This window comes from Streptomyces sp. NBC_00223 (assembly GCF_036199905.1).
Lineage (GTDB): Bacteria > Actinomycetota > Actinomycetes > Streptomycetales > Streptomycetaceae > Actinacidiphila.
The window spans coordinates 5,853,043-5,877,759 of record NZ_CP108109.1 but is presented as its reverse complement, the minus strand read 5'-3'; the positions used below and the strand labels follow the sequence as shown (position 1 = coordinate 5,877,759).

Below are 24,717 nucleotides of genomic sequence, written 5' to 3'. Positions count from 1 at the left end.
GGGCGCGGGCAGACCCCGCTCCCGGACTCCTTCCGGCCGTACGCGCCCGTCGGAACGGCGGTGCGGAAGGTTTGAACACGGCGAGTCGCGGCTACCCCTCGATGGTCGATGCCGTCGCCGACGGCAGGGATGTGCGAGCCGGGCCGCAGCAGGTCCGCCCGCGGGCGGCCGGCGGACTCCGGCGCCGTATCGGGGCCCATCGGAGGAGGTCAGATTGGGACGCGCCACGGCGGATCCGTACGCGGCCCCGTCCATGCTCCCGTCACGCACCGCGGCCGCACCGGGCGCGGCGCTGGTGACGGGTGCCTCCTCCGGGATCGGGGCCGCTGTCGCGCGCCGGCTGGCGCGGGAGGGCTGGACGCTGCTGGCGGCCGGCCGTGACCGGGCACGGCTGGACTCCGTGGCGCGCGAGACGTCCGCCGTCACGATCGCCTGCGACCTGTCGACCCCCGACGGCGTCCGCCACTTGGCGGACCGGGCGCTCGGTCAGGTGGAGGGCATCGACCTGGTCGTCGCCGCCGCCGGCGTGGGCTGGGCCGGGCCGTTCACCTCCATGCCCGGCGAGGAGGTGGACCGGGTGCTCACCGTGGACCTGGTCTCGGTGGTGCAGCTGGTCCGGCAGGTCCTGCCGCACATGGTGGCGCGGCGACGCGGTCATCTGGTGCTGATCGGTTCGGTCGCGGGCTGTGTCGGAGTGCGGGACGAGGCGGTGTACTCCGCGGCGAAAGCGGGCCTGGGGGCCTTCGCCGACGCGCTGCGGTACGAGCTGTCCGGGACCGGGGTACGGCTGACGCACGTGGTGCCGGGCGTGGTCGACACTCCGTTCTTCGCCCGGCGGGGCGTGCCCTACCTCCGCGCCCGGCCGCGTCCGATCCCGCCCGAACGGGTGGCCGACGCGGTGCTGGAGGCGGTGCGCCGGGAGCACGACGAGGTGTTCGTGCCCGGATGGCTCCGCGTGGCGACCGGGATCCGCGTCCTGGCGCCCGCCTCGTACCGGCGTCTGGCCGCTCGCTTCGGCTGAGCCGGTCGGGCCCGCGGCCGGACGGGGGAACCCACGGACGTACGGGGGAACCCGACCGCACGAGAAGGGAGCCACGCATGCCGGACGGTGTCCACCGCGGCCGTGCGCTCGCCGCGGCCGTCGCCGCCGTCCCGGCGCTCGCTGTCGCGGCCCACGCCGGGCCGGCCGGGACCTGGCTCGCCGGCCCGCGACGCGCCCTGCTGCCGTCCCTGGCGGGCGCCGGCAGCACCGGCCATGTGGCGCTCACCTTCGACGACGGGCCCGATCCCCGCTCCACGCCCGCCTTTCTGGACGCGCTGGACGAACTGGGGGTCCGGGCCACGTTCTTCGTTCTCGGCGAACAGGTGCGCGCCCACCGCCGGCTGAGCCAGGACATCGTCCGGCGCGGCCACGAACTGGCGGTCCACGGCTGGACGCACAACCGCCCCTGGTGGCCGTCGCCGGTGAGGGAGGCGCGGCTGCTGGCGCGGGCCGCGCACGCGGTGGCGGAGGTGTCGGGCGCCGCTCCGACCTGGTACCGGCCCCCGTACGGCATTCTGACCGGGGACCGGCTGTGGGCCGCCCGCCGCACCGGGCTGCGCCCGGTCCTGTGGACCGCCTGGGGCCGCGACTGGACCGCTCACGCCACGGCGGGGTCCGTCCTGGCCACCGTGCTCAAGGACCTGCGGGGCGGCGGCACGGTGCTGCTGCACGACACCGACCGCCAGGCGGCACCGGGCTGCTGGCGGGCGGCACTGGCCGCGCTGCCCGCCCTGGTGGCCTCCTGCCGGACCGACGGCCTGACGGTCGGGCCGCTCGGCGAGCACAGCGTCGCGTGCCGCCGGGCCCTGCACACCTGAGCGCCTGAGCGGCCGTCAGACCTCCGCCCCGGCGGCGAGCCGCTCCAGCGGGCGTACGACATCGCCCCGGAAGAGGCCGCGCCCGGCCCGGGTGAGCCGCTCGCGCACCGGATCGCCGGAGGTGATCCGGTCCAGGGACTGCACCAGTTGCCAGGAGTCCGCGGCGTACTCGGTCAGGCCGAGCGCCGCCATCGCGCGTACGCCCTCGACGCCGTGGCCGGGGATGGGACGGTAGCCGATGACGGGGAGGCCGACGGCGAGCGCTTCGAGCGCCGTCTGTCCCGCGGCGTTGTCGACCAGTGCGGCGGCGGCCGCCATCAGGCCCGGCATGTCGTCGACCCACCCCAGGGCGACCGTGTCCGGCACCTTCGACAGCCGGCGGCGCAGCCGGTCGTTCCGCCCGCACAGCGCGACCGGCAGAAAGCCCGCGCCGGACAGCAGCCCGGCCGTCTCCTCCAGGCGGCTTCCCACCCCCCACGCCCCCGTGGCCAGCAGTACGGGCGGGCGCCCGTCGGCCGCCGCGAGCCGTTGCCGCCAGTACGCCTCGCCGTCCGGGTGCGGGTGGAAGCGGTCGGGCAGCAGCGGGCCGCACACCGCGGCGGGTCGGCCCAGGCGGCGCCCCACGTCCCGGGCGATCCGCGGGGTGAGGCACAAGGTGAGGTCGTTCCCCCGGTGCAGCCACTGCCGGTGGACGGCGAAGTCGGTGATGACCACCGCGCTGGGGACCGTGAGCCGCCCGCGGGCGCGCATCCGGCCGGTCAGCTGGGCGGCGAGGTGGAAGACGGCGACGACCGCGTCGGCGCCCCGGCCCGCCACCTCCGCCCGCAACCGGTCCTCGGCGAGCGCCGCGAGCGGCGCGCTGCCCGGCCGGGGGCCGCCGCCGGCCCGGAAGAACGCCGCGTAGATCCCCGCGTACACCACGGGGACATGCCGGATCGCCGAGCGGTAGAAGCCGCGCACACCGGCCCCGATGCTCCCGGGCAGCAGGTCCAGTACGTCGGCGTGCACGGCCTCGTGCCCGGCGTCGCGCAGCCGCCGGGACAGCTCGTCGGCCACCGCGTCGTGACCCGACCCCATGCTCGCGCCGAGGACCAGCAGACGGCTCACGGCGCCCGCCACCCGGGCTCGGCGAGGGCGGTGGGTACGGACGCCGAGGCGGACGGACCGGCGCAGGGGGAGAGACGGAGGCAGGGGTACGGGTACGGGCCGGGGCAGGGGGCCGTGATGTGCGGGCACGGGCGAAGGCAGGCGGGCGGCATGGGCACCTCGTATCTCGCGATGAGCCAACAGGTATCCGCAGGGCCTGCCGTCAAACGGGCGCGGGCCGGTATCCACCCGTCGTGCGTAGCCGGTCCTCAAAGGTTTATACACCCCCTTCGGGAGGATATGTCTCCTTTCTCCTGCCCGCCCATCCGGTGCGCGTGGGCGCCCGCCGGGACCCGGTGAACGACAGGGATCCACATGAATGTGCTCACCGTCGTCATGGCCCTGTTCTCCGCGCTGTCCAACGCGGCGGCGTCGGTGCTCCAGCGCCGGGCCGCCGTCGAGCCGGACGGTGTCTCCGGCCGCGGCGTCAGAGCGGCGGCCGCCCGGCTGGGGGAACTCCTGCACCGGGGGTACTGGTGGGCGGGGGCGGCGGCCATGGTGCTCTCCGCGGTCTTCCAGGTCATCGCCCTGGACTCCGGGCAGCTGTCGGTGGTGCAGCCCCTGCTGGCCACCGAACTGCTGTTCACGCTGCTCATCGCGGCCGTGGTGTTCCGTCACCGGCCCGGCGTCGTGACCTGGTTGTCCTTCGTGATGCTCGCCACCGGGCTCGCGGTCTTCCTGATCGCCGCGTCCCCCTCCCACGGCGGCGACCGGGCCGCCGACTGGCGCTGGCTCGTCGTGGGAGGGCTCCTGGCGCTGGCGGTCGGCTTCCTGCTCTACGCCGCCAACCGCCTGCGCGGACCGGGACCCGTACGGGCCGCCACGCTCGGTACGGCGACGGCCGCCTGCTTCGCGGTCACGGCCGCGCTCATCAAGGAAGTGACCGGGCGTTTCCCTGACGGGCTGTCCGCGGTCCTGTCCACCTGGCACACCTACGCGGGCGCGTTCACCGGCCTGGTGAGTGTGCTGCTGCTCCAGTGGACGCTCAAGGCGGGCACCCTCGCCGCTTCCCAGCCCGCCCTGACCCTGGGCGACGCTCTGATCAGCGTGGCCCTCGGCGTCGTGCTGTTCGGGGAGAGCGTCTCCGTGGGACTGCGTCTGCTGCCCGAGGCCGGGGGCGTCGTCCTCATGGCTGCGGGCATCGTCGGCCTGACCCGGTCGCCCGCGGTGGCCGGCGGGGAGAGCTGGGACAACGTCAAACCGGAATCGTCCCGCAAGCGCCGTGTCCGGTGACCCGGGCGAGCCCGGACGCCGGTGTCCCACGGCCGCGGGCGGCTATCCGGCGTCCCTGCGGGCCCGCAGCAGGGTCGCGATCTGCCGGACCAGTTCGTCGTCGCTGCCGACCGGCTTGCCGGAGACGAGGGCGCCCAGCCGCTCGGCGGTCTGGAAGTCGTACGCCCGCTCCCGGTCCGCTCCGGGCACGCTGCCGTACTCCTCCTCCGAGCGGAACCCGACGGTCAGGTCGACCGCCTTCGCGATCAGCCAGCTGAGGACGAAGGAGAACGCGATGACGGAGACAATCGCCACGAGCTGACGGCCCAGCAGTCCCCAGCCGCCGTCGTAGAAGAGGCCCTTCTTGCCGCTGATCCGTGCCGTGGCGAACAGCCCCACCATGATCAGGCCGATCAGGCCGCCGACCCCGTGCACGCCGACCACGTCGAGTGTGTCGTCGACGTTGAAACGGAACTTCAGGGTGATGGCGAAGGCGCACACCGCGCCCACCACCAGACCGGTGACGACGGCGCCCAGGGTGTTGATCTCACCGCAGGCGGGGGTGATCGCGACCATGCCCGCGACCGCGCCGGACACGACGCCCACGGTGGTGACCCTGCCCGTGCGCCACTTCTCGACCAGCGGCCAGGTGACCATCGCCCCCGCGGCGCCCAGCTGGGTGTTGAGGAACGCGGCGGCCGCGTTGCCCTGGTCGGTCAGCGCCGAGCCGGAGTTGAAGCCGAACCAGCCGAACCAGAGCAGCGCGACCCCGATCACCAGGAGCGGGATGTTGTTGGGCCGCTCCTCGCGGCGGGCGAAGTCGCGCGGGGCGCGCAGCACCAGCGCCACCGCGAGACCGGAGACCCCGGAGTTGAGCTCCACCGGCAGACCGCCCGCGAAGTCCAGCGCGCCCAGGTGCCGCACGATCCAGCCGTCCCGGTCGAACACCCAGTGGGCGAGGGGCACGTAGACGATCAGCAGCCACAGGACGACGAAGACGAGCCAGCCCTTCATGGTGGCCCGGTCGGCGATGGAGCCGCTGATCAGGGCGACCGTGATGATCGCGAAGCCCATCTGGAAGGTGCTGAAGATATAGGTGGGGATGTGCCCGGACAGCGTGGTCAGCCCGATGCCCCGCATGAACGCGTGGTCGAGGTTGCCGAGAAGTCCGGCACCACCGATGTCCGGCCCGAACGCCAGGGTGTATCCGGCCACCCACCAGACGAGCGTGCCGAAGGCGAGCGCGGCGAAGCTCATCTTGATCATCATCAGGATGTGCCGGGTGCGCACCATGCCGCCGTAGAAGAAGGCCAGACCCGGCGTCATCAGCAGCACCATGGCGGCGGAGGTCAGCAGCCAGGCGGTGTCACCGGAGTCGTACGCGGGGGGCATCGGCGCGAAGACGGCGTTCACGGCGGGAGACCTCACAGGAATGGGGGTGCGGGAAGGTCGGGTGCGGGTCGCGTACGGACCGGGTTCACGGGCTACGCCTTGCGCAGGTCGGGAGCCGGAAGGCCGGTGAGGAGTTCACGCACGCGGTGCCACGCGGCGGTACGGGCGGCGGCGACCCGGACCGGGTCGCTGTCCAGGATCCGGACCCACGCGCCGCAGTCCCGCGGCAGCACGCTGGCCCCGTACAGGACCCCGAGGCCCGCCAGCGCCTCGTGCAGGGTGTCGGCGATCTCCGCGGCGGGCCTGCGGTCGGTGATCACGAAGAACGAGGAGACGTGGTCGGCGCCGGCGAAGACCGCGGGCCCGCCGCCGGGTCCGGGGCCCGCCGTGCCGGGCATCAGGCGGAGGGTGTCGACGGCGAGCAGGGTGCCGTCGGGCCGGGCCACGTGCAGATCGATGGCGAGGGCCCGGTACTCGTGGCGCTCACCGCGGGCGAGCCGGCCCGCGGTGACGGTGTCCCCGAGCAGGACGGTCGCGCCGGGGGCCACCGTGACCTCGGTCCGCTGGTAGAACCGGGAGTCCTTGAACGGGATCAGCGGATCGGGCAGATACTCCACATAGCTGCCGGTCCCCGCGGTCAGATGGACGAGCTGCGTGGCGTAGTCGTACTCCGTCCGGAGCACCTTGGCGGCCGCCTGACTGGTCAGATGCACCTGGGTGCCGGGACCGCAGCGGAAGTCCATCCGGTAGCGGTCGGCCTGGACGATCCCGCCGCCCGTGGACATCAGATAGACGTAGGCCATACCCGGCAGCGCGGGGTCGATCCACAGCGGCCGCATGATCTGCAACGGCGTCTTCTGGTACCGCTCGACCAGTTCGGTGCGCCCTCCCCGCACCGCGAAGGCCAGATCGAGAATGCCCACCTTGGCCGGTGAGCCGGCGGGCAGCGTGTCGGGGACCGCGGGCGAGCCTGCCAGGTCCGGGGGCAGGCGGACCGCGGTGTAGTAGCCGGGGGCGAGCCGGTCGGGCCGCGGGCGTTCCGGGGCGGCCCGCATGTCAGACCAGCACCGTACGGCGGGACTCGAGGTAGGTCGCGATGGCGTCGATGCCGATCCCGGTGAGGCAGTCGGTCAGGACCACCGGGCGGTTGTCGCGGACCCGGTGGGCGTCGGACTCCATGACGCCGATGTCCGTCCGTACGTACCGCGCGATGTCGATCTTGTTGATGACCAGCAGGTCCGAGTCCGTGATGCCCGGTCCCCGCTTGCGCGGCATCTTCTCGCCCTCGGCGGTGTCCAGCACGAAGAGGAAGAGATCGACCAGGGCGGGGCTGAAGGTCAGGGTGAGGTTGTCGCCGCCGGACTCGTAGAACAGCATGTCGGTGTCCGGGAAGCGCTCCAGCATCTCGGCGCCTGCCGCGAGGTTCATCGTGGGGTCGTCGCGCACGGCGGTGTGCGGGCAGGCCCCCGTCTCCACCCCGACCACCCGCTCGGGGTCCAGGACGCCCTGGAGGGCGGTGCGGACGTGCTGCGCGTCCTCCTGTGTGTAGATGTCGTTGGTGATCACCGAGGGGTGGTGGCCGCGTTCGATCAGCACCGGCACCAGCGCCTCGATGAGCGCGGTCTTTCCGGACCCCACCGGTCCGCCGATACCGATCCGCAGGACGTTGTCGTTCACGGTGCTCCCTGGCTTGGTCGTGGGCGTGGGTCGTTCCGGCCCGTCGTGGGCGCGGGTGGTCAGCTGGCGAAGAGCCTGGCCTCGGCCCGCTCATGACGGCCCGACATGATGTCCGAGGCGAAGGCGGTGGCTCCGACGTCGGCGAGGTCCCGGCGCACGGCCGCTGCCGCGGCGGCCTCGATAACGGGCGCGGCCCGCCGGAGCAGCACCTGTGCCTTGCGGTGATCGGTCAGCCGCAGCCGCAGGGCCGCGCCCGCGAAGCTCACGCAGAAGGCGAAGAGGTCCGAGACGACGGCCTGCCGCAGCGGTACGCCCGCCGCCGCGTAGATGATCCCGGCGGCCACCGCCTGCGTCCCGGGGGCCTCCCGGCGCCGGACCCGCTCGAAGTAGTCGCCGATCTCCGGGTGGTCGAAGACCTCCCGGGCGAGGTCGAGCAGTTGCCGGCCGGTCCGGGTCGCCGCGAGGCGCGTCTCCCGGCCCAGCTTGGTGGCGAACAGATACTCGTCGATCCGGACGACGGCCGCCGGGTCGCCCGCCCGGGTCGCCCGGTGGGCGAGCGCGAGCGCGGTGGCGTCGGCCGGGCCGACGGCGTGCAGCAGCAGGTCGTCGAGCAGCAGCGGCAGGGATTCGGCGTCGACCGCCTTGGCCTGGGCGAAGCCCTCCAGGGTGTGCGACAGGGTGTAGAAGCCGCTCGGGAAGGCGGAGTCGGTCAGCTGGAGGCTGACCAGCAGCGAGCCGATCCGGGACGCGGAAGCCGGCCCGGACCCGGGCTCGTACCCCGACCCGGGCTCGTACCCCGGCCCGGACCCGGCCTCGTGCCCCGGCCCGGACCCGGGCTCCGGGAGGGCCGTCGCCGCGGGGTCCGCCGCCGTCGCCGGGGCGGGCTCCCCCGGTGTGCCGCTCTCGTCGCGGTACATGGGCCTAGACCAGGAAGTACAGGTGGTTGAGGGGCAGTTCATCGGCGGGATCGATGGTCGCGACCTTGCCGTTGAGGGTGACCTTGAATGTCTCCGGGTCGATCCTGATGTCCGGCAGCGCGCTGTTGCGGACCATGTTGTGCTTGCCGATCGTGCGGGTACGGCGGACCGGCAGGACCTTGCGCTCCAGGCCGAGTTCGGCCGGCACCCCGGCGGCGATGCCGGCCTGGGACATGAAGGTGACGTGCGTCGACGCGAGAGCCTTGCCGTACCGCCCGAACATCGGCCGGTAGATCACCGGCTGGGGGGTCGGCAGGGAGGCGTTGGTGTCGCCCATCTGGGCCCAGGAGATGATGCCGCCCTTGATCACCATCTTCGGCTTGGCCCCGAAGGAGTGGATGGGCCAGAGCACGATGTCCGCCAGTTTGCCCTTCTCGATCGAGCCCACGTAGTCCGAGATGCCGGTGGCGATGGCCGGGTTGATGGTGAGCTTCGCGAGGTAGCGCAGGACCCGCTGGTTGTCGTTGCGCTCGGAGTCGCCCTCCAGCGGGCCGAACTTGTCCTTGCAGTGGTGCGCGGTCTGGAAGGCCCGGGTGACGGACTCCCCCACCCGGCCCATGGCCTGGGAGTCGGAGGAGAACATGCTGATCACGCCGAGGTCGTGCAGGACCGTCTCGGCGGCGATCGTCTCGGCGCGGACCCGGCTGTCGGCGAACGAGACGTCCTCGGGGATGTCATGGCTGAGGTGGTGGCAGACCATCACCATGTCCAGCAGCTCGTCGACCGAGTTCCTGGTGTACGGCAGCGTCGGGTTGGTCGAGGACGGCAGGATGTTCGGCTCGCCCGCGACCCGCATGATGTCCGGCGCGTGGCCGCCTCCCGCGCCCTCGCTGTGGAAGGTGTGGATGGTACGGCCGTCGATCGCGGAACGGGTGTCCTCGAAGAAACCGGACTCGTTGAGGCTGTCGGTGTGGATCGCCACCTGGATGTCGTGCCGGTCGGCCACGTTCAGGGCGTTGTCGATCACCGCGGGGGTCGAGCCCCAGTCCTCGTGGACCTTCAGGGCGCAGGCACCAGCCACGACCTGCTCCTCCAGCGCCTCCGGCAGGCTCCCGTTGCCCTTGCCCATGATGCCGAGGTTGACCGGCACGCCCTCGGTCGCCTGGAGCAGACGCGCGATGTTGTACGGGCCCGGGGTGCAGGTGGTGCCGTTCGTGCCGTCGGACGGGCCGGTGCCACCGCCGATCAGGGTGGTGATGCCGTTGGTGAGGGCCTGATCGGCCTGTTGCGGGGCCACGAGGTGGACATGGGTGTCGATGGCGCCCGCGGTGGCGATGAGGTGCTCGCCCGCGACGGCCTCGGTGCCGGGCCCGATGATCAGGTCGGGGTGGACGTTGTTCTGGGTCTGCGGGTTCCCCGACTTGCCGATGCCCGCGATCATGCCGTCCTTGATGCCGATGTCGCACTTGACGACTCCGACCATCGGGTCGATGACCACGACATTGGTGATGACGGTGTCGAGCGCGCCCTGCGCGCTGGTGGCCTGCGGGTCGGAGGCCATGCCGTCCCGCATGGTCTTGCCGCCGCCGTAGAGGACCTCGTCCCCGTACTGGCCCTCGCTGAAGTCCTTTTCGACCTCGACGACGAGATTGGTGTCCGCGAGGTGGAAGCGGTCGCCGACGGTCGGGCCGAACATGTCGGTGTACTGCTTGCGGGGCAGGATGGGCATCAGTGCGAACCCTTCTTCTTCTGGTGGGACTTCTTGCCGCTCCTCGTGCTCGGCCGCGCCGCGTGGGAGTCGGCGTGCGCCCGGTCCCGGGCGCCCTGGAAGCCCTGTTCGATCGCCTTGCGGACCGCTTCGACCCTGATCGGGTGCGAGGAGACGCTGCCGTTGAACAGCCCGCTGAAGCCGACGAGGCGGCCGGTCCCGGCGTACGCGCACAGCTCGACCTCGCGCGTTCCGCCGGGTTCGACGCGCACCGAGGTACCGGCCGGGATGTTGAGGTGCATCCCGAGCGCCTTCTGCCGGTCGAACAGCAGCGCGGAGTTCACTTCGAAGAAGTGGTAGTGCGAGCCGATCTGGATCGCCCGGTCGCCGGTGTTGCTGACGGAGAGCGTGACCGTGCGGCGGCCGGCGTTGATCTCGATCGGACCTTCGCCGTACAGGTACTTCTGACGGAACGTCATGCCGTACTCCTGTTGACTCGGCCCGCGCCAGGGGCGGGCGGGTGCTGATGCGCGTGGGCGTGCGCGTGTGCGTGGCCGCCGGGAGGACCGTGGCCGTGGTCGTGGCCCTCGCCGGGCGCGTGGGTGTGGGCGTAGCCGTGATCGGCGGCGAAGCCCAGGCCGGTCGCGAAGCCGTCGTCGCCGTGCTCGCTCCACCGCCGGCGGGCGTCGGCGACGCGCTCGGCGAGCACCCGGGCCAGCGCCGCCGGGGAGAGCAGCGGACCGTGGCGGTGGACCCGCGGACCGGCGTCGTCCGGGACCTCGGGCGGTACGAACGCGGCGGGCAGCAGCGTCACCCGGGAGGCACCGAGCCGCCGGCAGCGCCGTACGCCCTCGGCCGGATCGGGGTCGCCCCCGGTGAACGCGACCTCGACCAGGGTGTGGCGGCCGTGGCGGCGTACCAGGCTCGCGACCCGGTACAGCTCGGCGTCGTCGAAGGGGTCGCCGCAAGGGGCGGTGAGCAGCAGGGCGCTGTCGTCGGGAATCCGGCCCGCGGCCGCGCGCAGCCAGGAGACCAGGTGCTGGGAGGTGCCGAAGGGCGCGGCGAGCAGCGTTCCGCGGCGTTCGCCCTCGGGCAGGGCCCGCAGGGTACGGGCGGTGTCCGCGACGAGTTCCGGGTTGCGGCCCAGCGTCATGGGGACGACGCACACCTCCTCGCCCCCGAGCCGCAGCTCCGTGACGCGCCGGAACAGCTCCCGCCCGCTGCTGACGACGGACACGTCGAGCCCGGCCGCGTCGCTCAGGTCCCGCCCGGAACCGGCCTCGTGGCCGTACGCGGCGACCACCCGGCAGCGCTGGGACACCGCGCTCAGCCGCCGACGGGGTCGTGGCAGGACACCAGCTTGGTGCCGTCCTTGAAGGACGCCTCGACCTGGAGCAGTCCGAGCATGTCCCGTACGCCCGGCATGGTGTCGTCCTCGCCGACGACGTGCCGTCCGAGTTCCATGCAGTCGGCCACGCTCCTGCCGTCCCGCGCCGCCTCCAGGATGGCCTCGGAGATCAGCGCGACGGACTCGCTGTAATTCAGCTTGAGACCGCGGTCCCGGCGTTTGCGGGCCAGGTCGGCCACCACGTACACCAGCAGTTTGTCCACCTCGCGGGGGGCGAGATTCACGTCGGTACCTTCCTCGGGATGTACGGAGGGGAAAGGCGGATTCGCGGGCGGGCGTTCCTCCCGCCCGCCGGAAACGGGGGCATCGCCGGGACGGCCGCCGTGAACGTCCGGGTCGTGAGGGTGAAGGGCCGGGTGAAGGTGTGGCCGTCGAAGGTCTTGAGGAACGACGTCGGCGAGGCCGTCGCACCCGTGGTGGCCGCGGCGCCGATGAGGGCGTACACCCCGTTCCGCACCGTCGTGGTGAGAAAGACCGCGGCGGTCGGCACGACTGTTCCCGGCGTCGTGAACGGTCCGATCCGCCGGCCCGCCGCCCAGGGCCCGGCCGGGATGAGCACGCCGGTCCGCACACGGCTGAAGGTCGACCTGGCCGACACCCCGCACGGAGGCCGGGAGGAATCCGTGCGGCTGTTTCCTCTCGAATTTCCGGAGGAATTCCGGTGCGGCGATGAGCAAGGCGAACCCCAGTGTCGGGCGGGAGACCGGCAGGCAGCCCGACCCGTGAGGAGACCCGATGCCGCCCGAGCATCATGACATGAAATACGATGTTTGTCCGTAAATGATCTGATTCAACACACCCATTCGGACGGCAGGGCGGGCGCCGCGCGCGGGTGTGCGGACGGTCCGCGTCGCCGGTGAAACGACGGCAGCCGTACAGGCGTCTGCACCTGTACGGCTGCTTCCTATCGGGGCACGTCGGTTCGCGTCACCGGACGACGCCCGGTTCTCAGACGACGATGCGGTCCAGGTTGGGGGCGCCGGTGGGGTTGGAGAACTGGATGGTGTTGCCGCTGCCGGCCTTGAGGGCGACCGTGACCGTCTTGGTGACGACCGTGTTGTAGTCGGGGGTCTCGGGGAAGCTGACCGTCTGCGCGGTGCCGTTGACGGTGACGACGGCGGTGCGCGCCTGGCCGACGCTCATGAAGTAGATCGTCAGGGTGTAGTTGCCCGCGGCCGGTTCGGAGACTCCGGTGAAGGTCGCGGTGCCGCCGCTGCCGAGGTAGCTGATCTTCTGGCCGCCGGAGCAGTGGGCGCAGCTGGTGACGGTCGTGCCGCCGGCCAGGGTCGCCGCCTCGGCCTCGTACGACTTGCCGCCGGCCGGAGGGGCGGTCGTCGGCGGGGCCGTGGTGGGAGGCGCGGTGGTGGGGGGTGCCGTGGTCGGAGGCGTGCTCGTGGGCGGGGTGCTGGTGCCGCTGGTGATCTTGTTGAAGATCTTGGAGTAGGCGTACCCGGTGCCCTTGTCGTAGCCGTCGACCTCCCAGAAGGCCAACTCCTGGACGCCGTTGGTGGCGGCGAAGCTCTCCAGGGTGGTGGCGTTGGCCTGGGTGAAGTTCTCGTTGTCGTCGTTCTTGCCGGCGATCGGGGTCAGGCCCATCCGGCCGTACGCCGCCGAGGTGGAGATGCCGTAGAGGCTCGCGAGCTGCGACGCGGTGCCCTTGGCGGCCGACTGGGCGTCGTTGAGGGCGTTGTGGCCGTTGCCGAAGTCCATGGTCATGATGTTGACGACGCTGACGTTGACGCCCTTGCTCTTGGCGTCCTTGAGCAGGTTCAGGGTGTCGGACTCCAGGCCGGACGGGTCCACCGCCAGGGTGTAGTCGACCTCGACCGACGGGTTCTGCGCCTGGAGGGCGGCGAGGGCCTGGTTGCGGCGGGTGTTGGCCGCGGTGTTGCCGAGGGTGCTGCCCTCGATGTCGAAGTCGAGCCGGGTGATGCCGTACGTGCTGACCACGCTGGCGTACGCGGCGGTCAGCGAGGTGACCGAGGTGCAGGTCTGGGCCAGCTCCCCTCCCTCCGCGCCGCCGAAGGAGATGATGACGTTGCCGCCCGCCGACTTCAGGGAGTTGACCTGCGAGGTGAAGGCGCCGAGGGAGCTGCCGCCGTTCTCCCACTGCGGGGTGCAGCCGGACTTGGGGATCAGGAAGGCGAGCGTGTAGTTCTTCAGCCCGGTGGCCTTCATGTCGGCCGCCATGTCGCCGGCGGTGTTGCTGGAGAGTTCCAGGTAGGGCGCGGCGTAGTGGGCCGGGAAGGCGCTCGCCCCCTGGGAGCTGGCACTGGCGCTGGCGTTGGCGGCGAGGGCCATCGCCAGCGCCGCCAACGGCAGCGTGGACGCGACCAGGGCCTTATTGCGGCGTGACCATGTCACGGATTTCCTCCAGGTGGGGTCGGGAGCGGGGGTGCCCCCGGGGGCGGTCGGCGCTCCGGCCGCGCCGAGGGACCCGGGGTCGCGGGGATGGCCTACGAGAACCCGGGAAAGCGGCGTGCCGAAGGAAGGGGTTGCCGCATGCGACGTCTCGACAGCGGGCGTGGCGGATCCGGGAGTTGAGCAGGGCGTGGCTGTTCCGCGCGGTGAGCCGAGGGCGGCCTCACCGACCGGAAACCGTTGTCGGAACATGTCAAAGTCCCGGCAGCGCCAGAGTCAACTCGCGTCCGTGGGGCCCGTCAAGGGTTCTCGTAAGGAAAGTTTCCTAACAGTGCGGGCCCTCCACGGTGAGCAGGCCGAATCCGGCCGCGAGCGGGTCGCGGCCGGTGTGGCGCTCGACGTCGTCGACAGCCGATGACGGAGCTTCAGCCGACGGCTCGGAGCTGTTCGAGGAGTTCGCCGACGCCGACCATGTGCGCGTATCGCGAGAGTTCCGGTTCGAGGTCGCGGATCATGGTCACGCATCTGGGTGCGTCGATCCGGCTGGCCAGGTCCAGGGAGTGGGTGGCGGTCGCCGCGGCGATCTCCGGTTCGCCGTCCCGGAGATAGGTTTCGGCCTGGTAGGCCAGGAACACGGATTTGGTCTTGGAACGGGTGGTGCCCAGCAGGGTGATGCCTTCGTCCATGAGCTGGTGGGCCTGACGGCGCCGGCCGAGGTCCGCAAGGCAGCGGCCGCTGTCCGCGGCCAGGTCGGCGTGCGACATCCACGCGCACCAGGCGGGGGCCGGGTCGTACGAGGGTGTGTCGAGTGCCTTCTCGGCGGCGGCGAGGGCCCGGCGGCACAGGCTGTCCTCGTTGAGGACGGCCAGGGCACGGGCCTGACGCAGGTGCAGCAGGGAGCGTGCGGTGGGGTGCTGGGTGCGGGGGATGACGTGTTCGAGGATGTCGGCGGCGGTCCGGGCGTCGTTGAGCCACAGCAGTTGGTAGGCGAGGTCGGACAGAATGCCCGCGCCGAGGTCGCGCTGGTGGGCGGTGTGGGCGTTGTGGAGGGCGGCGTGCCAGAAGTGGCCGGCGGCGGTGTGGCGGCGTTCGTCGAACTGGGCCCAGGCGATGGCCTGGGCCAGGGTGGCGGCCAGGGTGTGGAGGCGCCGACCGGCGGTGGTGGTGTAGCGGGATTCGCTGATGAATTCGGCAACGGTGGTCAGGTGCGCGTCGAGCAGGTGGTGGGTGCGGCGTCTGCGCTCGGTGGCGAGACGGATCAGCTCCGCTCCGGTCGCCTCCAGCCAGTCCAGCATCTCGGCGTCGACCGCTCGGGGTGCGGCGAATCGCGCGATCCGGCCGGGTTCGGTGTCGGCCCATTGACGGGCGAGTGCGGCCAGGGAGCCGCTGGTGTAGGCGAGGAAAGTGCGGCGGTCCAGGGAGGTCATCAGGGCCTCTCGGAGTGAGGGGACGGCGCTGTGCGGGCCGAGGGTCATCGGCTTGTCCTGGCCCGGGAGCCAGTGGGGCCAGCCGAGATGGGCGACGGCCTCGTAGTCGATGCCGAAGACCTCGGCGATCAGTGGCTGGGATTCGTCGTCGTCGGGGGTGGCCCAGTTGGTCTCCCACTTGGAGACCCGCGATCCCCTGGTGCCCGAGCGCAGGCCCCGTCGGGCGGCGGCCTGCCGGATACGGCGGGCCAGTTCCTCCTGCGACCATCCGCGCTCGTTCCTGGCGTGTGCGAGGGGGTGGCGGATCTCGTCGTCCACTCCCCCACTTCATCATCTGCTCCGCGTCCGGGAGAGCTGTTCCGGAGAACCGGGGATAGGGCGGGGATAGGCATTTGCTCTGGGCACGACGCCCGCCGGCGGCTGTACTCGTTGTGTTCCGCCCGGCACCCCGTGTGACTGGGCGGGGCGCGGTGGCAGCCGTTCCCCCATGGGTCTTGTCCCGCCCGCCGGGCTGGGGTCTCTCCGCCTGTCGGGCGAGGGCCCGGGGGAACCTTCGCCGTCCGCAGTACGCCTACCGCCGCCGACGCACAGGGAGGGGCTGCCATGTCGTACGACCACTGAGCCCGAGGTACCCGGGGCGGGCCCGCTGAGGTGGGCCCGCCCCTCCCGCTCCGGAAAGGACCCGCGATGCCGTCTGTGACTGACCGTTACGACCCCCTGGACCCGGAGATCCTACGCGACCCGTACCCGGTGCTGGCCGAACTGCGCGAGCGTGAGCCGGTGTTCTGGCACGCGGGCATGAAGTCGTGGGTACTGGCCCGGTACGCGGACAGCATGCGGGTGCTGCGCGACCACGGGACATTCGCCCGCGACCCGCGCCGCACCGGGGGCACGGTGCCCGAGCCGTCATTGAGCGTGCAGACGCTCGACCCGCCGCAGCAGAACGCGGTGCGCTCCTTGTTCATGACCGCGCTGCGCGCCCAGGACCTGACCGGGGTCGAGGACCGTGCCCGCGCCCTGGTGCGCGAGCGGCTCGACCAACTGGCCGGCGGGGGCCCGTTCGATGTGGTGGCCGAGATCGCGGTACCGCTGTCCGTGGCGGTCGTGTCCGGTGTGCTGGGTGTCGAGCCCCCTCCGTACGGGGAGTTCGCCGCGGTGTCGGACGCGATCATGAGGAGTATGGACGGCGGTCTGAACCCGGCGCTCGTCGAGCCGGGCCGCGTGGCCCGCCGACGGCTGAGCGACCTGGTCGACTCCTGGTTCGCGGCCTCGGCCCGGCCCGGCCTGCTGGCCCGGGTGCGGCAGGCCGCGGTGCCCGACGCGCTGAGCCGACTGTACGTGACGAACACCGCCAGGGTGATGTTCCAGGGCGGCTACAGCACGATGGCGGCCGCCGCCGGCAACGCCGTGTACACCCTCCTCACCCGCCCGGGAGCCCTCGAACAGTTGCGGGACCCGGCACTGCTGGCCACGGGAGTGGATGAACTGGTGCGCTTCGACGGGCCGGTGCAGGGCACCACCCGCGTTGCGGTGCGTTCCTGCCGGATCGGCCGCGTCGACATCGCCCCCGGGCAGAAGGTCGTCGCCTTGTTCGCGGCGGCCAACCGCGACCCGGCCGCCTTCACGCGGGCGGACGAGCTGGTGCTGGACCGCACCCCGAACCGCCACCTCGGCTACGGGTGGGGGCCGCACTCCTGCATCGGGTCGACGGTCGCCCAGGCCGGGCTGCGCGCCCTGATCGCGGCCCTGAACGACCACCCGACCCGCCTGGCCGCGGCCGGCGACAGCGTGAGGCGCCGCACCGCGACCATGCGGGCCTTCGAGACACTGCCCGCCCTCCTCCCCTGACCCCGCCCCCTCCCCGCCTGCCCCCGGGCGCCGCTCACCGCGCCCGCGGGGTTTCCGACCACGTCTTCAGGAGTCCCCTGTGCGCATCCTCATCGGCAACCACATCGACCCCTCGATCCGCGAACGCGGCGACATGCGGGCCTGGACGCAGCGCCTGCTGTGGTTCGCCCGCCCCGGTGACCTGATCATCTTGTGCTGCGAGCCGGACACGGCGTTCACCGGATACGCCCTGGCCCACACCGGCGTGCCGCGCGAGGAGCTGACCGTGCTGGCGACCCCGGCCGGAGTGTGGGGCGACCGGTTGCTCGATCCCGCCTCCCTGACCACCCCGGCGTTCGTGGACCGGGTACGCGCCGCGCTCGGTCCGGCCGGGGCCGGCGCGGTGAGCGAGGTGTTCGCGCTGTGGCCGTCTGCCGCCGTGGCGCGGCTCGCCGACGCCCTGGGCGTGGCCGACCGCTTCCCAGGGGCGGCCTTCTTCGTGCAGGGCGGCGGGGAGATCGGCAACAGCAAGGCGAACTTCCGGGCACTGGCCGCGGCGGCCGGGGTGCCGGTCCTGCCGGGCCGGGTCTGCCGCAGCCGCGCCGAAGCGGTGGAGGCGACCGGCGCACTGCTGGAGCACTCCCCGTGCGGGGCCGTCGTGGTCAAGCAGGCTCACAACGGGGCCGGCGTCGGCAACCAGTTGCTCGTACGCGAGCCGAGCACGGCCGTCGACCACGTCGGGGCCCGGCACCTGCACCATCTGGCCCCGGGCCCGGACGGCATCGCCGCGTACTGGGATCAGCGGTGGCCGTGGGCGAGCGGCGAGGGCCGGTGGCCTGTCGTCGTCGAGGAGTTCGCGCCCGGCGCCGATGCGGTGTGCTCCGAGCACTACGCCGCAGACGCGGGCACCCGGCCCACCGAGACGGGCCGCCTGTTCTACGTCGGGCGGCGCCTGAGCCACCAGGTCGTGCCGCTGAACGGAGTCACCGAGCAGGTACGGGCGGCGTTGCTGGACGGCGGCGCCCGGCTGGCCGAGGCGTACCGGGCGTTCGGCTACCGCGGACACCTCAGCGCGGACGCCCTGGTCCTGCCCGACGGATCCGTGGTGTTCACCGAGGTCAACGCCCAGGTCTCCGGCAGCCTGCACATCTACCGGCCGATCGCCCACGGCATCGTCGACGTCACCGCCGTCCCGGCCCGGCAGGTGTGCGAGTACCACGTCCCGCCCACCTGGGCGGTGCCCGACTTCGGAACGTTCCTGGCCGCGCTCGACGAGCTCGGCCTGGCCTACGACCCGGCCACCCGTACCGGGGTGATCGTGTCGATGCCCGCCATCCCCCTCGCGCCGGGCGAGCCGGTGCAGTTCGTGTTCTGCGTCGCCTACGACCCCGCCGAGGGCCACGCCGCGGTGTTCGACCGGCTCGACGCGCGGTTCGCGAGCGTACCGGCCGGCACCTACGACGCCAGCCGGCACATCGGCACCGGCGCCGTGTCCTTCTCCTCCTGACAGGGAGCCACATCCATGACCACCTCCCCTGCCGAGGCCGCCCGTCTCTCCCCCGTCTTCGACGCCGGCCGGCTCGCCGCCGAACTCACGGCCGTCACCGGCCACACCTGGAACGCGCAGCGCACCCACATCTACGGCGGACAGGTCGGCACCCCCGCCGCGATCGACTGGCGGGTCCTGCCCCTGCGCAGCCTCGGCGGCGACCCGGAGCGCACCGACCCCGGCGGCCCCGGCCCTCAGCCGTTCGCGGCCACGCACTGGCTCGGCGATCTGCCCTACCTCGCGCAGATCCTGGACTCGATCCCGGCCCCGCTGAACGCGGTGCGGCTGATGGCGCTGGGGCGCGGCGCCGTCTCGGACCCGCACCGCGACCCCAAGTACCGCCTGGACCGGGGCATCGTGCGCCTGCACATCCCCGTCGTCACCGACCCGGCCGCCGTACTCGTCCTGGACGGCGTCGAACACTGCTGGCAGCCGGGCACCTTCTGGTACGGCGACTTCTCCCGCGAGCACCTGGTACGCAACACCAGCCAGACGGTGACCCGCGTCCATATCGTCATCGACGCCCTGCTCACCGCCGGCCTCGCGGCCTGGTTCCCGGCCTCCTGGCAGGAACTCCTCACCCACGGCGAGGTCCTGATCAACCACACCAATCGGGCCGATGCCCCCGCCTGGCCCACCGGGCTGCCGTACGAGGGGCTGCTGCCGTCCGGATTCGCGGACTTCGACGCGGCCGCCCCGCTGGACGGCTCCCTCATCCCCGCCCGCATCGGCCACGGCCCCGACAGTGTCCTGGCCCTGACCACCGCCGGGCGGACCTTCGCGCTCGTCCCGGCCGGCGGGGGTGAGTTCCGGTTCTCCGGCTGGAGCGAGCAGCGAACCCTCCAGCCGGACAGCGACGGCGGCCTGATCCTGCGCTCCCGCCGCGGCCGGGCGACCGCCGACCGGCATGTGACCGCCGCACCCCGCACCGCCTGACCCCGCCCCACAGCCCTGAGAGGAACCGCTCATGCGCCTGAACTGCCACGACGACTTCACCCCGCTCCGGGAGGTCATCGTCGGGTCCGCCGCCAACTACGTGGGACACGACCGCGATGTCAGCTTCGAGTTGTTCCACCACCAGAACCTGACGGGCTTCCGCTCTGACTGGGCCTACCCCCGACTTACGCAGGCCGGGCACGGCACCCGCGGGCAGAACTGGGCCATCAGGCAGCGCTACGCCGAAGAACTGCACGAGGACGTCGAGGGCCTGGCCGTCACCCTCGCCGGGCTCGGCGCGGTCGTGCACCGGCCGCTGCCCCTGCCTGCGGACGCGGCGCCCATCGCGGGCCTGGGCTGGCAGGCCGCCCCGACCCCGGCGCTGAACATCCGCGACAACACCCTGATCCTCGGGGACGAGATCATCGAGACGCCGCCCGCGGTCCGGTCCCGCTACCTGGAGACCCGCCTGCTCGCCCCCGTCTTCACCGGCTACTGGGAGTGCGGTGCGCGGTGGACGACGATGCCCCGCCCCACCCTCACCGACGCGTCATTCGACCTGTCGTACGCGCGGGACGCCGCAACCACCCTGGGCGGGCCGACCGAGGCCATCGAGGACCCGCGGCCGGGCCCGTACGACGTCGGCGTGGAGATGATGCTCGACGGCGCGCAGGTCCTGCGGCTGGGCCGCGACCTGGTCGTCAATGTCGCGCAGGACAACCACACCCGGGGCGCGGAATGGCTTCAGCGGCACCTGGGCGACAGGTACCGCGTCCACCGGGTGTGGCGGATGGCGGACAACCACATCGACAGCATGGTCCTCGCCCTGAAGCCGGGGGTGTTCCTGGCCCGGCACGACGGCATCCGGGACCTGATGCCCGAACCGCTGCGCTCGTGGCGCTACATCGTGCCCCCGGAGCCGGACGCGGGAGCGTTCCCGGTCTACGACGACTACGAGGACCTGATCCTCACCAGCCCCTACATCGACCTCAACGTACTGTCGGTCGACGAGCACACGGTGCTCGTCAACGAGGAGTGCGCCGGCCTGATCAAGGTGCTGGAGGCGGAGCACTTCACGGTGGTGCCCGTACGGCACCGGCACCGGCGCCTGTTCGGGGGCGGATTCCACTGCTTCACCCTGGACACGCACCGCACCGGCGGCTTCGAGGACTACCTGTGACCGCTCCCGGCGTCCTGCTGCTGGACGCGGCCGGCCCCGAGTCCGGCGCGATCGCCGCAGCGGCTGCCGCGCGCGGACACCAGGTCCATGCCGCGACCACCGCTGTCGCGTACGAGGGGTACGGGCAGGCGTTGAAGGGCCTGCTGACCGGACGGGTTGTCACCGACTTCGCCCGGCCCGGCCAAGCTCTCGACGAGATCGCCGCGTACGCCCGCCGCCGCGGTGTCGGCGCGGTGCTGACCGTCAACGAGTACCTGACCGAGCTCGCCGCGCGCGTCTGCGCCGAGCTGAGGGTGCCCGGCAACGACCCCGGCCGGGCGCGGGCGGCCCGGGACAAGGCCGCCATGGCCGAGGCGTTCGCGGCGGCGGGGGTGGACGCCCCCTACACGGTCCTCGTCTGCGACGACGCAGGGCTGCGGTCCGCGCTGGCAGACTCACAGGTCGGCTTCCCGTGCGTCGTCAAACCGCTGTCCGGGGCCGGCTCCGCAGGCGTCACGGTGGTGTCCGGAGCGGACGGCGCGGCCACGGCCGCCGACGCCGCCCGCGCGGCGGTCGGCATGTACGGAAGGGTGGGTGACCCGCGCATCCTGATCCAGGCATACGTCGTGGGGACGGAGTACAGCGTCGAATCGTTCACACAGGACGGCAATACAACACATCTGTGTGTCACCGAAAAGACCGTCACCAAGGGCGCGCACCGGGTGGAGACCGGCCACAGCCTGCCGGCCTCCCTGCCCCCGGTCGCGGAACAGGCCGTCTACGCGGGGGTGGAGAAGGCGATCGCCGCGGTCGGCATTCGCAACGGCGCTTCCCACACCGAGGTCATCGTCGGCCCGGAGGCCCGCTGCACGGTCATCGAGATCGGCGCCCGCCTCGGCGCCGGCCAGATCGGCTTCCTCATCCAGCAGGCACTGGGTATCGACCCGTGGACCGCTCTGCTCGACACTGCCCTGGGCCGTCCCGCCAACCTCACCCCTACGCGTCACGATTACGCCACCGTACGGTTTCTGACCAGCCCTCGGTCCGGGCGGCTGGCGTCGGTGACCGGACTTCCCCCGGTCGGACCGGGTGTTCCCTTTGTCAGCCTCCGTACATCCGTCGGCAGCCGCGTGGACGGAGCACGGACCAACGGCCATCGGCTGGGGTCGTTCGTGGTCACCGGCTCAAACGCCCAGGCCGTGGAAGAGCGGGCCGACGCGCAACTGCGGCAGATCCGCGTCGAAGTGGAACCGCACCCGAACGGCGAACCGGACCCGGTCCCCGGCAGCTTGGCCAGGGCGGGCCGATGAGCGGGCCACCCACTCCTGCGGAGACTCACGGTTCTCTCTCCGCTCCGGAGATCACAGCTGCCTGCTTCCCTGTTCCTGCCCTGCTCCTGCGCACCAATGACCCGGCAGCCCAGCGAACCATCAGCGCTTTCGCCCACCAGCAGGCCGGGACGGCGCGCACCTTGCACCGGGCCCTGAGCATCGCTCTCCACTCGGCCCACGACACCGGCACCCGGGTCGCAGCGTTCACCACGATGTTCAAAGCAGCGGAGGACTGGAGGTACGAGGCGGCGGCAACCAGCCCGCACAGCGTCGGCCGGTACAGCCCCCGCTGGGCGGAACGATTCCGAACGCCGGTCACCGACGACAACCCCAACCTCTTCCGCATCGGGGATCACGCCCGGTTCCGGGACGGCGCCAAGTGGGATCCGGCCACCCGCATCTACCGGGGAGGCGCCGAGACCCCGGCCAGCCGGACCATGCGAAGGTTCGAGGCGATCGCCGCCGCGAGGTTCCCCCAGTCGCCGAGTGTCGACGCCGTGTGCAACCGCGTCGCCCTGCCCGACGGCCGTATCGCAGAAGGAACGCGGCTCCTGCGCGGTAGTGCCGCCCGTCAGGCCGCAGCCGAGATGGCCGCCCGGATCTCAGCACGGGGCGGGGACATTTCCCGCATCACCACCGACGGATCCCTGATCTATGCCGCCAGTACACCGGGGACAGACCACCGCGCGATCTTCCACCGGGCCATGACCCTGCTCGCCGTGGAGCACGCCACCCCCGCCGACGCACTGGCCGCCTGGCTCCAGGCGGCCTACCTCCTCTACCAGGCCCCCCGCAAGAAGCGAGGCGCCGATGCGACGATCCGCACCTTCCTCATCGCGGCGGGCGTTCAACTGCTGCCCGAACCGCCCGTACTTCCGCACGACATCGACTTGCGTGCCTACGTCCAGACGCAAGATCTGTTCGTGACCGAGCTACGGACCGTCCAGAACATCGCCAAGGCTCCTGTCAGACGGCCGGCCTGACCCGCTCGCTCGATCAACTCAGGCCGGCTTGTCTCCATCCATCCGGCCGTGCTCGCCCCACGGCACGCAGGTACGCGACCGGGCGGTTCCTGACCGGCCCGCGCGCCTGAGGCCGGCGAGTCCGTATCCGCGTCGAGCCCGTCCGGGGAAACGGGTCCGGTCAGGTCAGGCCGACCAGCACCTCGGCCAGCGCGTCGTAGCTCTCGCGGACCGCGTCCGCCTTGGCCAGCCGGTGCCGCTCAAGTCGGATCGCGCCCAGGTGCCGGGCCTCATACACCCTCGCCCGCCACACCTCGGCGGGCGAGCGCTCCGGAACACCGTAGGACTCCCAGAACGCGGTCCGCTCGTCCCCCTTGGCCATCGCCATGCGGATGGTCCAGTCAGCGGCGGGGTCACCGAACCATGTGCGATCGAAGTCCAGCACTCCGGTGATGACCGGTTCGGGGGCTGCCGGGCCCATCAGGGCGTTGACGGTCCACAGGTCCCCGGTGAGCAGTCTCGGTTCAGTGACCTCGTCGAGCAGGACGCAGTCGTGCGCGGCCACCGCGGCAACCTTCCGCAGGTCGGCCGAGTCCAGGCCGACACTGTCCAGGTCGGCGGCGATCTCCTCCAGCGACGCGACCACCGCCTCGCTCCACGTGGCGTGCCCCGGGCCGTTGACAGGCCCGAAGTGCGGGCCGCGCACATCGTGCACGGAGCGGGCGATGGCTCCCATCTGCCGGAAGAACGTCGGCCACGCCGTACGTGGATACGTCCCCAGATGCTCAGGAGCGGGGATTCCGTCCAGGTGGCTCTGGATCATCCAGTCCCGGCCGAGCACCTCGTGCGACCAGTCCGCAGCGAGCACCTGCGGCATCAACGGCGCGATCACCGCCAGCCAGGGCTGGCTCGCGTACTCGTTCCGCATCAGGTGGCGCTCACTGCGGAACTGGCGGCCCTCATCCGGCGCGACCCGCAGGATCACCGGCCGATCCCGCCCGGCCAGGGTCACGCGATAGACGTTGTTGTACATACCCGTGCCCAGCTCGACGGCGGACACCGGCATGGCCTCGCCCCCGAAGGCCCGTCGGCAGACCTTTCCGATCTCCTCCGCGGTCAGTGACTGCTGGAACGCCTCTGAGGCACGCTCAACCGGCTGAAAGTCCATGCAGCTCAGAATGGCCCGCTCGTCGGCCGTTCGTCACATCCATCGCGTACGGCGATGCGGCCGGGAACGCATCCGTGCTGGTGACGGCGGCCGGATCACCGCCTGTCATGACTTCCGACTGCAACACCAGCCTCCTTGTCCTGCCCGGCCGGCGTGACCCGCGGGTCAGTGTGCCGGGGCCGCTGCCTGCGGCCGGTGGTGCGCCGCGACGCGGTCGCGGAACGGGCGGCGGTGTACCGCCTCCGCGACCTCCGTCAGCAACTTTCCGAGTGGCATGGAGAGTTCGGCGTCCAGGGCCGCCATCGCCGCCGCCGTCGCGTCCCACTCCGCCTCGATCCGCGGCAGCAACGCATGGGCCTTCGGCGTGAGCGCGACGAGTCGGCGGCGGGCGTCTCGCGGGTCGGGGGTGTGCGTGACCAGGCCGGCGCGGGCCATCTGGGCCGCCGTCTGGCTCGCGGCCGAGTGCGTGACGCCCACCACTGCCGCCAAGTCGCTTACCGAGAGCGGACCTTGGGCCAGGAGAGCCCGTACGGCCGGGGAGAAGCGGGGGCGGTACTCGGCGAGGCCCTGCTCCTCGTAGAGCTTGGCCACGTCGCCGTCGAGGAGTTCGAGGACGTGGCGGAGGAGGGTGCCGACGGCGGCCGGGTCGGGGTGAGCGCTCACGGTTGTAATATAAC

At 72.1% G+C, this 24,717-nt stretch carries 23 protein-coding genes; 9 read left to right on the top strand and 14 right to left on the bottom strand.

What is annotated here, in order from left to right:
- Positions 1–253 precede the first annotated feature (253 nt).
- Both OHA30_RS25125 and OHA30_RS25120 read left to right on the top strand, forming a co-directional pair.
- The gene (locus OHA30_RS25125; protein WP_328917987.1) at positions 254–1,021 is read left to right on the top strand and encodes an SDR family NAD(P)-dependent oxidoreductase; all 768 of its coding nucleotides are present in this window, start codon (positions 254–256) and stop codon (positions 1,019–1,021) included.
- Between the two features lie 77 nt (positions 1,022–1,098).
- Positions 1,099–1,860: a polysaccharide deacetylase family protein gene (locus OHA30_RS25120; RefSeq protein WP_328916139.1), complete on the top strand. Its 762-nt coding sequence runs from the start codon at positions 1,099–1,101 to the stop codon at positions 1,858–1,860.
- Positions 1,861–1,875: 15 nt separating this feature from the next.
- Here OHA30_RS25120 and OHA30_RS25115 read toward each other — a convergent pair whose 3' ends face one another.
- Positions 1,876–2,967 carry an MGDG synthase family glycosyltransferase gene (locus tag OHA30_RS25115; RefSeq protein WP_405785300.1) on the bottom strand — a complete coding sequence of 364 codons (1,092 nt, stop codon included), beginning with the start codon at positions 2,965–2,967 and terminating at the stop codon, positions 1,876–1,878.
- Between the two features lie 354 nt (positions 2,968–3,321).
- Here OHA30_RS25115 and OHA30_RS25110 point away from each other — a divergent pair, with 354 nt between their 5' ends.
- The gene (locus tag OHA30_RS25110) at positions 3,322–4,239 is read left to right on the top strand and encodes a DMT family transporter (protein ID WP_328916138.1); all 918 of its coding nucleotides are present in this window, start codon (positions 3,322–3,324) and stop codon (positions 4,237–4,239) included.
- 42 nt (positions 4,240–4,281) lie between these two features.
- Here OHA30_RS25110 and OHA30_RS25105 read toward each other — a convergent pair whose 3' ends face one another.
- The 11 genes from OHA30_RS25105 to OHA30_RS25055 form a co-directional block, all read right to left on the bottom strand.
- Entirely contained in the window at positions 4,282–5,610 is a 1,329-nt protein-coding gene (locus OHA30_RS25105) for an ammonium transporter (RefSeq protein WP_328917985.1), read from the bottom strand.
- 92 nt (positions 5,611–5,702) lie between these two features.
- Complete coding sequence (locus OHA30_RS25100) at positions 5,703–6,665, bottom strand: urease accessory protein UreD (protein WP_328916137.1); 963 nt, start codon at positions 6,663–6,665, stop codon at positions 5,703–5,705.
- Between the two features lies 1 nt (position 6,666).
- Positions 6,667–7,287: an urease accessory protein UreG gene (gene ureG, locus OHA30_RS25095; protein WP_328916136.1), complete on the bottom strand. Its 621-nt coding sequence runs from the start codon at positions 7,285–7,287 to the stop codon at positions 6,667–6,669.
- Between the two features lie 59 nt (positions 7,288–7,346).
- Positions 7,347–8,204, bottom strand: coding sequence for an urease accessory protein UreF (locus OHA30_RS25090; protein WP_328916135.1), 858 nt, complete (start codon positions 8,202–8,204; stop codon positions 7,347–7,349).
- 4 nt (positions 8,205–8,208) lie between these two features.
- On the bottom strand, positions 8,209–9,933 hold the full coding sequence (gene ureC, locus OHA30_RS25085) for an urease subunit alpha (RefSeq protein WP_328916134.1): 1,725 nt from the start codon (positions 9,931–9,933) through the stop codon (positions 8,209–8,211).
- A complete protein-coding gene (locus tag OHA30_RS25080) occupies positions 9,933–10,391 on the bottom strand; it encodes an urease subunit beta (protein ID WP_328916133.1) in 459 nt (152 codons plus the stop codon). Before OHA30_RS25080 ends, ureC begins: the two co-directional genes overlap by 1 nt.
- The gene (locus tag OHA30_RS25075; RefSeq protein WP_328916132.1) at positions 10,388–11,233 is read right to left on the bottom strand and encodes a sirohydrochlorin chelatase; all 846 of its coding nucleotides are present in this window, start codon (positions 11,231–11,233) and stop codon (positions 10,388–10,390) included. The genes OHA30_RS25080 and OHA30_RS25075 overlap by 4 nt, the downstream gene beginning before the upstream one ends.
- A 5-nt stretch (positions 11,234–11,238) precedes the next feature.
- A complete protein-coding gene (locus OHA30_RS25070) occupies positions 11,239–11,544 on the bottom strand; it encodes an urease subunit gamma (RefSeq protein WP_328916131.1) in 306 nt (101 codons plus the stop codon).
- Positions 11,541–11,765: a hypothetical protein gene (locus tag OHA30_RS25065; protein WP_328917984.1), complete on the bottom strand. Its 225-nt coding sequence runs from the start codon at positions 11,763–11,765 to the stop codon at positions 11,541–11,543. The genes OHA30_RS25070 and OHA30_RS25065 overlap by 4 nt, the downstream gene beginning before the upstream one ends.
- A gap of 503 nt (positions 11,766–12,268) precedes the next feature.
- The gene (locus tag OHA30_RS25060) at positions 12,269–13,684 is read right to left on the bottom strand and encodes a CBM35 domain-containing protein (protein ID WP_328916130.1); all 1,416 of its coding nucleotides are present in this window, start codon (positions 13,682–13,684) and stop codon (positions 12,269–12,271) included.
- Positions 13,685–14,106: 422 nt separating this feature from the next.
- Positions 14,107–15,426: a helix-turn-helix transcriptional regulator gene (locus tag OHA30_RS25055; protein WP_328916129.1), complete on the bottom strand. Its 1,320-nt coding sequence runs from the start codon at positions 15,424–15,426 to the stop codon at positions 14,107–14,109.
- Between the two features lie 369 nt (positions 15,427–15,795).
- Between OHA30_RS25055 and OHA30_RS25050 the strand changes: the two genes are divergently transcribed.
- The 6 genes from OHA30_RS25050 (at position 15,796) to OHA30_RS25025 (ending at position 22,893) form a co-directional block, all read left to right on the top strand.
- Positions 15,796–16,956, top strand: coding sequence for a cytochrome P450 (locus tag OHA30_RS25050; protein WP_328916128.1), 1,161 nt, complete (start codon positions 15,796–15,798; stop codon positions 16,954–16,956).
- Positions 16,957–17,035: 79 nt separating this feature from the next.
- A complete protein-coding gene (locus OHA30_RS25045; protein ID WP_328916127.1) occupies positions 17,036–18,442 on the top strand; it encodes a peptide ligase PGM1-related protein in 1,407 nt (468 codons plus the stop codon).
- 15 nt (positions 18,443–18,457) lie between these two features.
- Complete coding sequence (locus OHA30_RS25040) at positions 18,458–19,420, top strand: aspartyl/asparaginyl beta-hydroxylase domain-containing protein (protein ID WP_328916126.1); 963 nt, start codon at positions 18,458–18,460, stop codon at positions 19,418–19,420.
- Positions 19,421–19,451: 31 nt separating this feature from the next.
- Positions 19,452–20,600 (top strand): glycine amidinotransferase, encoded by a 1,149-nt coding sequence (locus tag OHA30_RS25035; RefSeq protein WP_328916125.1) that lies wholly within the window; start codon positions 19,452–19,454, stop codon positions 20,598–20,600.
- Positions 20,597–21,889 (top strand): ATP-grasp domain-containing protein, encoded by a 1,293-nt coding sequence (locus OHA30_RS25030; RefSeq protein ID WP_328916124.1) that lies wholly within the window; start codon positions 20,597–20,599, stop codon positions 21,887–21,889. Before OHA30_RS25035 ends, OHA30_RS25030 begins: the two co-directional genes overlap by 4 nt.
- Positions 21,886–22,893, top strand: coding sequence for a hypothetical protein (locus OHA30_RS25025; RefSeq protein WP_328916123.1), 1,008 nt, complete (start codon positions 21,886–21,888; stop codon positions 22,891–22,893). Before OHA30_RS25030 ends, OHA30_RS25025 begins: the two co-directional genes overlap by 4 nt.
- A 160-nt stretch (positions 22,894–23,053) precedes the next feature.
- Here the strand turns inward: OHA30_RS25025 and OHA30_RS25020 are convergent, their stop codons facing one another.
- Together OHA30_RS25020 and OHA30_RS25015 are read right to left on the bottom strand one after the other, a co-directional pair.
- Complete coding sequence (locus tag OHA30_RS25020; protein WP_328916122.1) at positions 23,054–24,040, bottom strand: phosphotransferase family protein; 987 nt, start codon at positions 24,038–24,040, stop codon at positions 23,054–23,056.
- A 165-nt stretch (positions 24,041–24,205) separates the two neighbouring features.
- A complete protein-coding gene (locus tag OHA30_RS25015) occupies positions 24,206–24,703 on the bottom strand; it encodes a MarR family winged helix-turn-helix transcriptional regulator (RefSeq protein ID WP_328916121.1) in 498 nt (165 codons plus the stop codon).
- Positions 24,704–24,717: the final 14 nt, after the last annotated feature.

What these genes read in the sequence shown, in the direction of transcription:
- OHA30_RS25040 (WP_328916126.1), top strand. Translation starts at nt 18,458, where the DNA reads ATGACCACCTCCCCTGCCGAGGCCGCCCGTCTCTCCCCCGTCTTCGAC.
- OHA30_RS25080 (WP_328916133.1), bottom strand. Translation starts at nt 10,391, where the DNA reads ATGACGTTCCGTCAGAAGTACCTGTACGGCGAAGGTCCGATCGAGATC.
- OHA30_RS25020 (WP_328916122.1), bottom strand. Translation starts at nt 24,040, where the DNA reads ATGGACTTTCAGCCGGTTGAGCGTGCCTCAGAGGCGTTCCAGCAGTCA.
- OHA30_RS25025 (WP_328916123.1), top strand. Translation starts at nt 21,886, where the DNA reads ATGAGCGGGCCACCCACTCCTGCGGAGACTCACGGTTCTCTCTCCGCT.
- OHA30_RS25035 (WP_328916125.1), top strand. Translation starts at nt 19,452, where the DNA reads ATGCGCCTGAACTGCCACGACGACTTCACCCCGCTCCGGGAGGTCATC.
- OHA30_RS25120 (WP_328916139.1), top strand. Translation starts at nt 1,099, where the DNA reads ATGCCGGACGGTGTCCACCGCGGCCGTGCGCTCGCCGCGGCCGTCGCC.
- OHA30_RS25110 (WP_328916138.1), top strand. Translation starts at nt 3,322, where the DNA reads ATGAATGTGCTCACCGTCGTCATGGCCCTGTTCTCCGCGCTGTCCAAC.
- OHA30_RS25100 (WP_328916137.1), bottom strand. Translation starts at nt 6,665, where the DNA reads ATGCGGGCCGCCCCGGAACGCCCGCGGCCCGACCGGCTCGCCCCCGGC.
- OHA30_RS25105 (WP_328917985.1), bottom strand. Translation starts at nt 5,610, where the DNA reads ATGCCCCCCGCGTACGACTCCGGTGACACCGCCTGGCTGCTGACCTCC.
- OHA30_RS25125 (WP_328917987.1), top strand. Translation starts at nt 254, where the DNA reads ATGCTCCCGTCACGCACCGCGGCCGCACCGGGCGCGGCGCTGGTGACG.
- OHA30_RS25090 (WP_328916135.1), bottom strand. Translation starts at nt 8,204, where the DNA reads ATGTACCGCGACGAGAGCGGCACACCGGGGGAGCCCGCCCCGGCGACG.
- OHA30_RS25050 (WP_328916128.1), top strand. Translation starts at nt 15,796, where the DNA reads ATGCCGTCTGTGACTGACCGTTACGACCCCCTGGACCCGGAGATCCTA.
- ureC (WP_328916134.1), bottom strand. Translation starts at nt 9,933, where the DNA reads ATGCCCATCCTGCCCCGCAAGCAGTACACCGACATGTTCGGCCCGACC.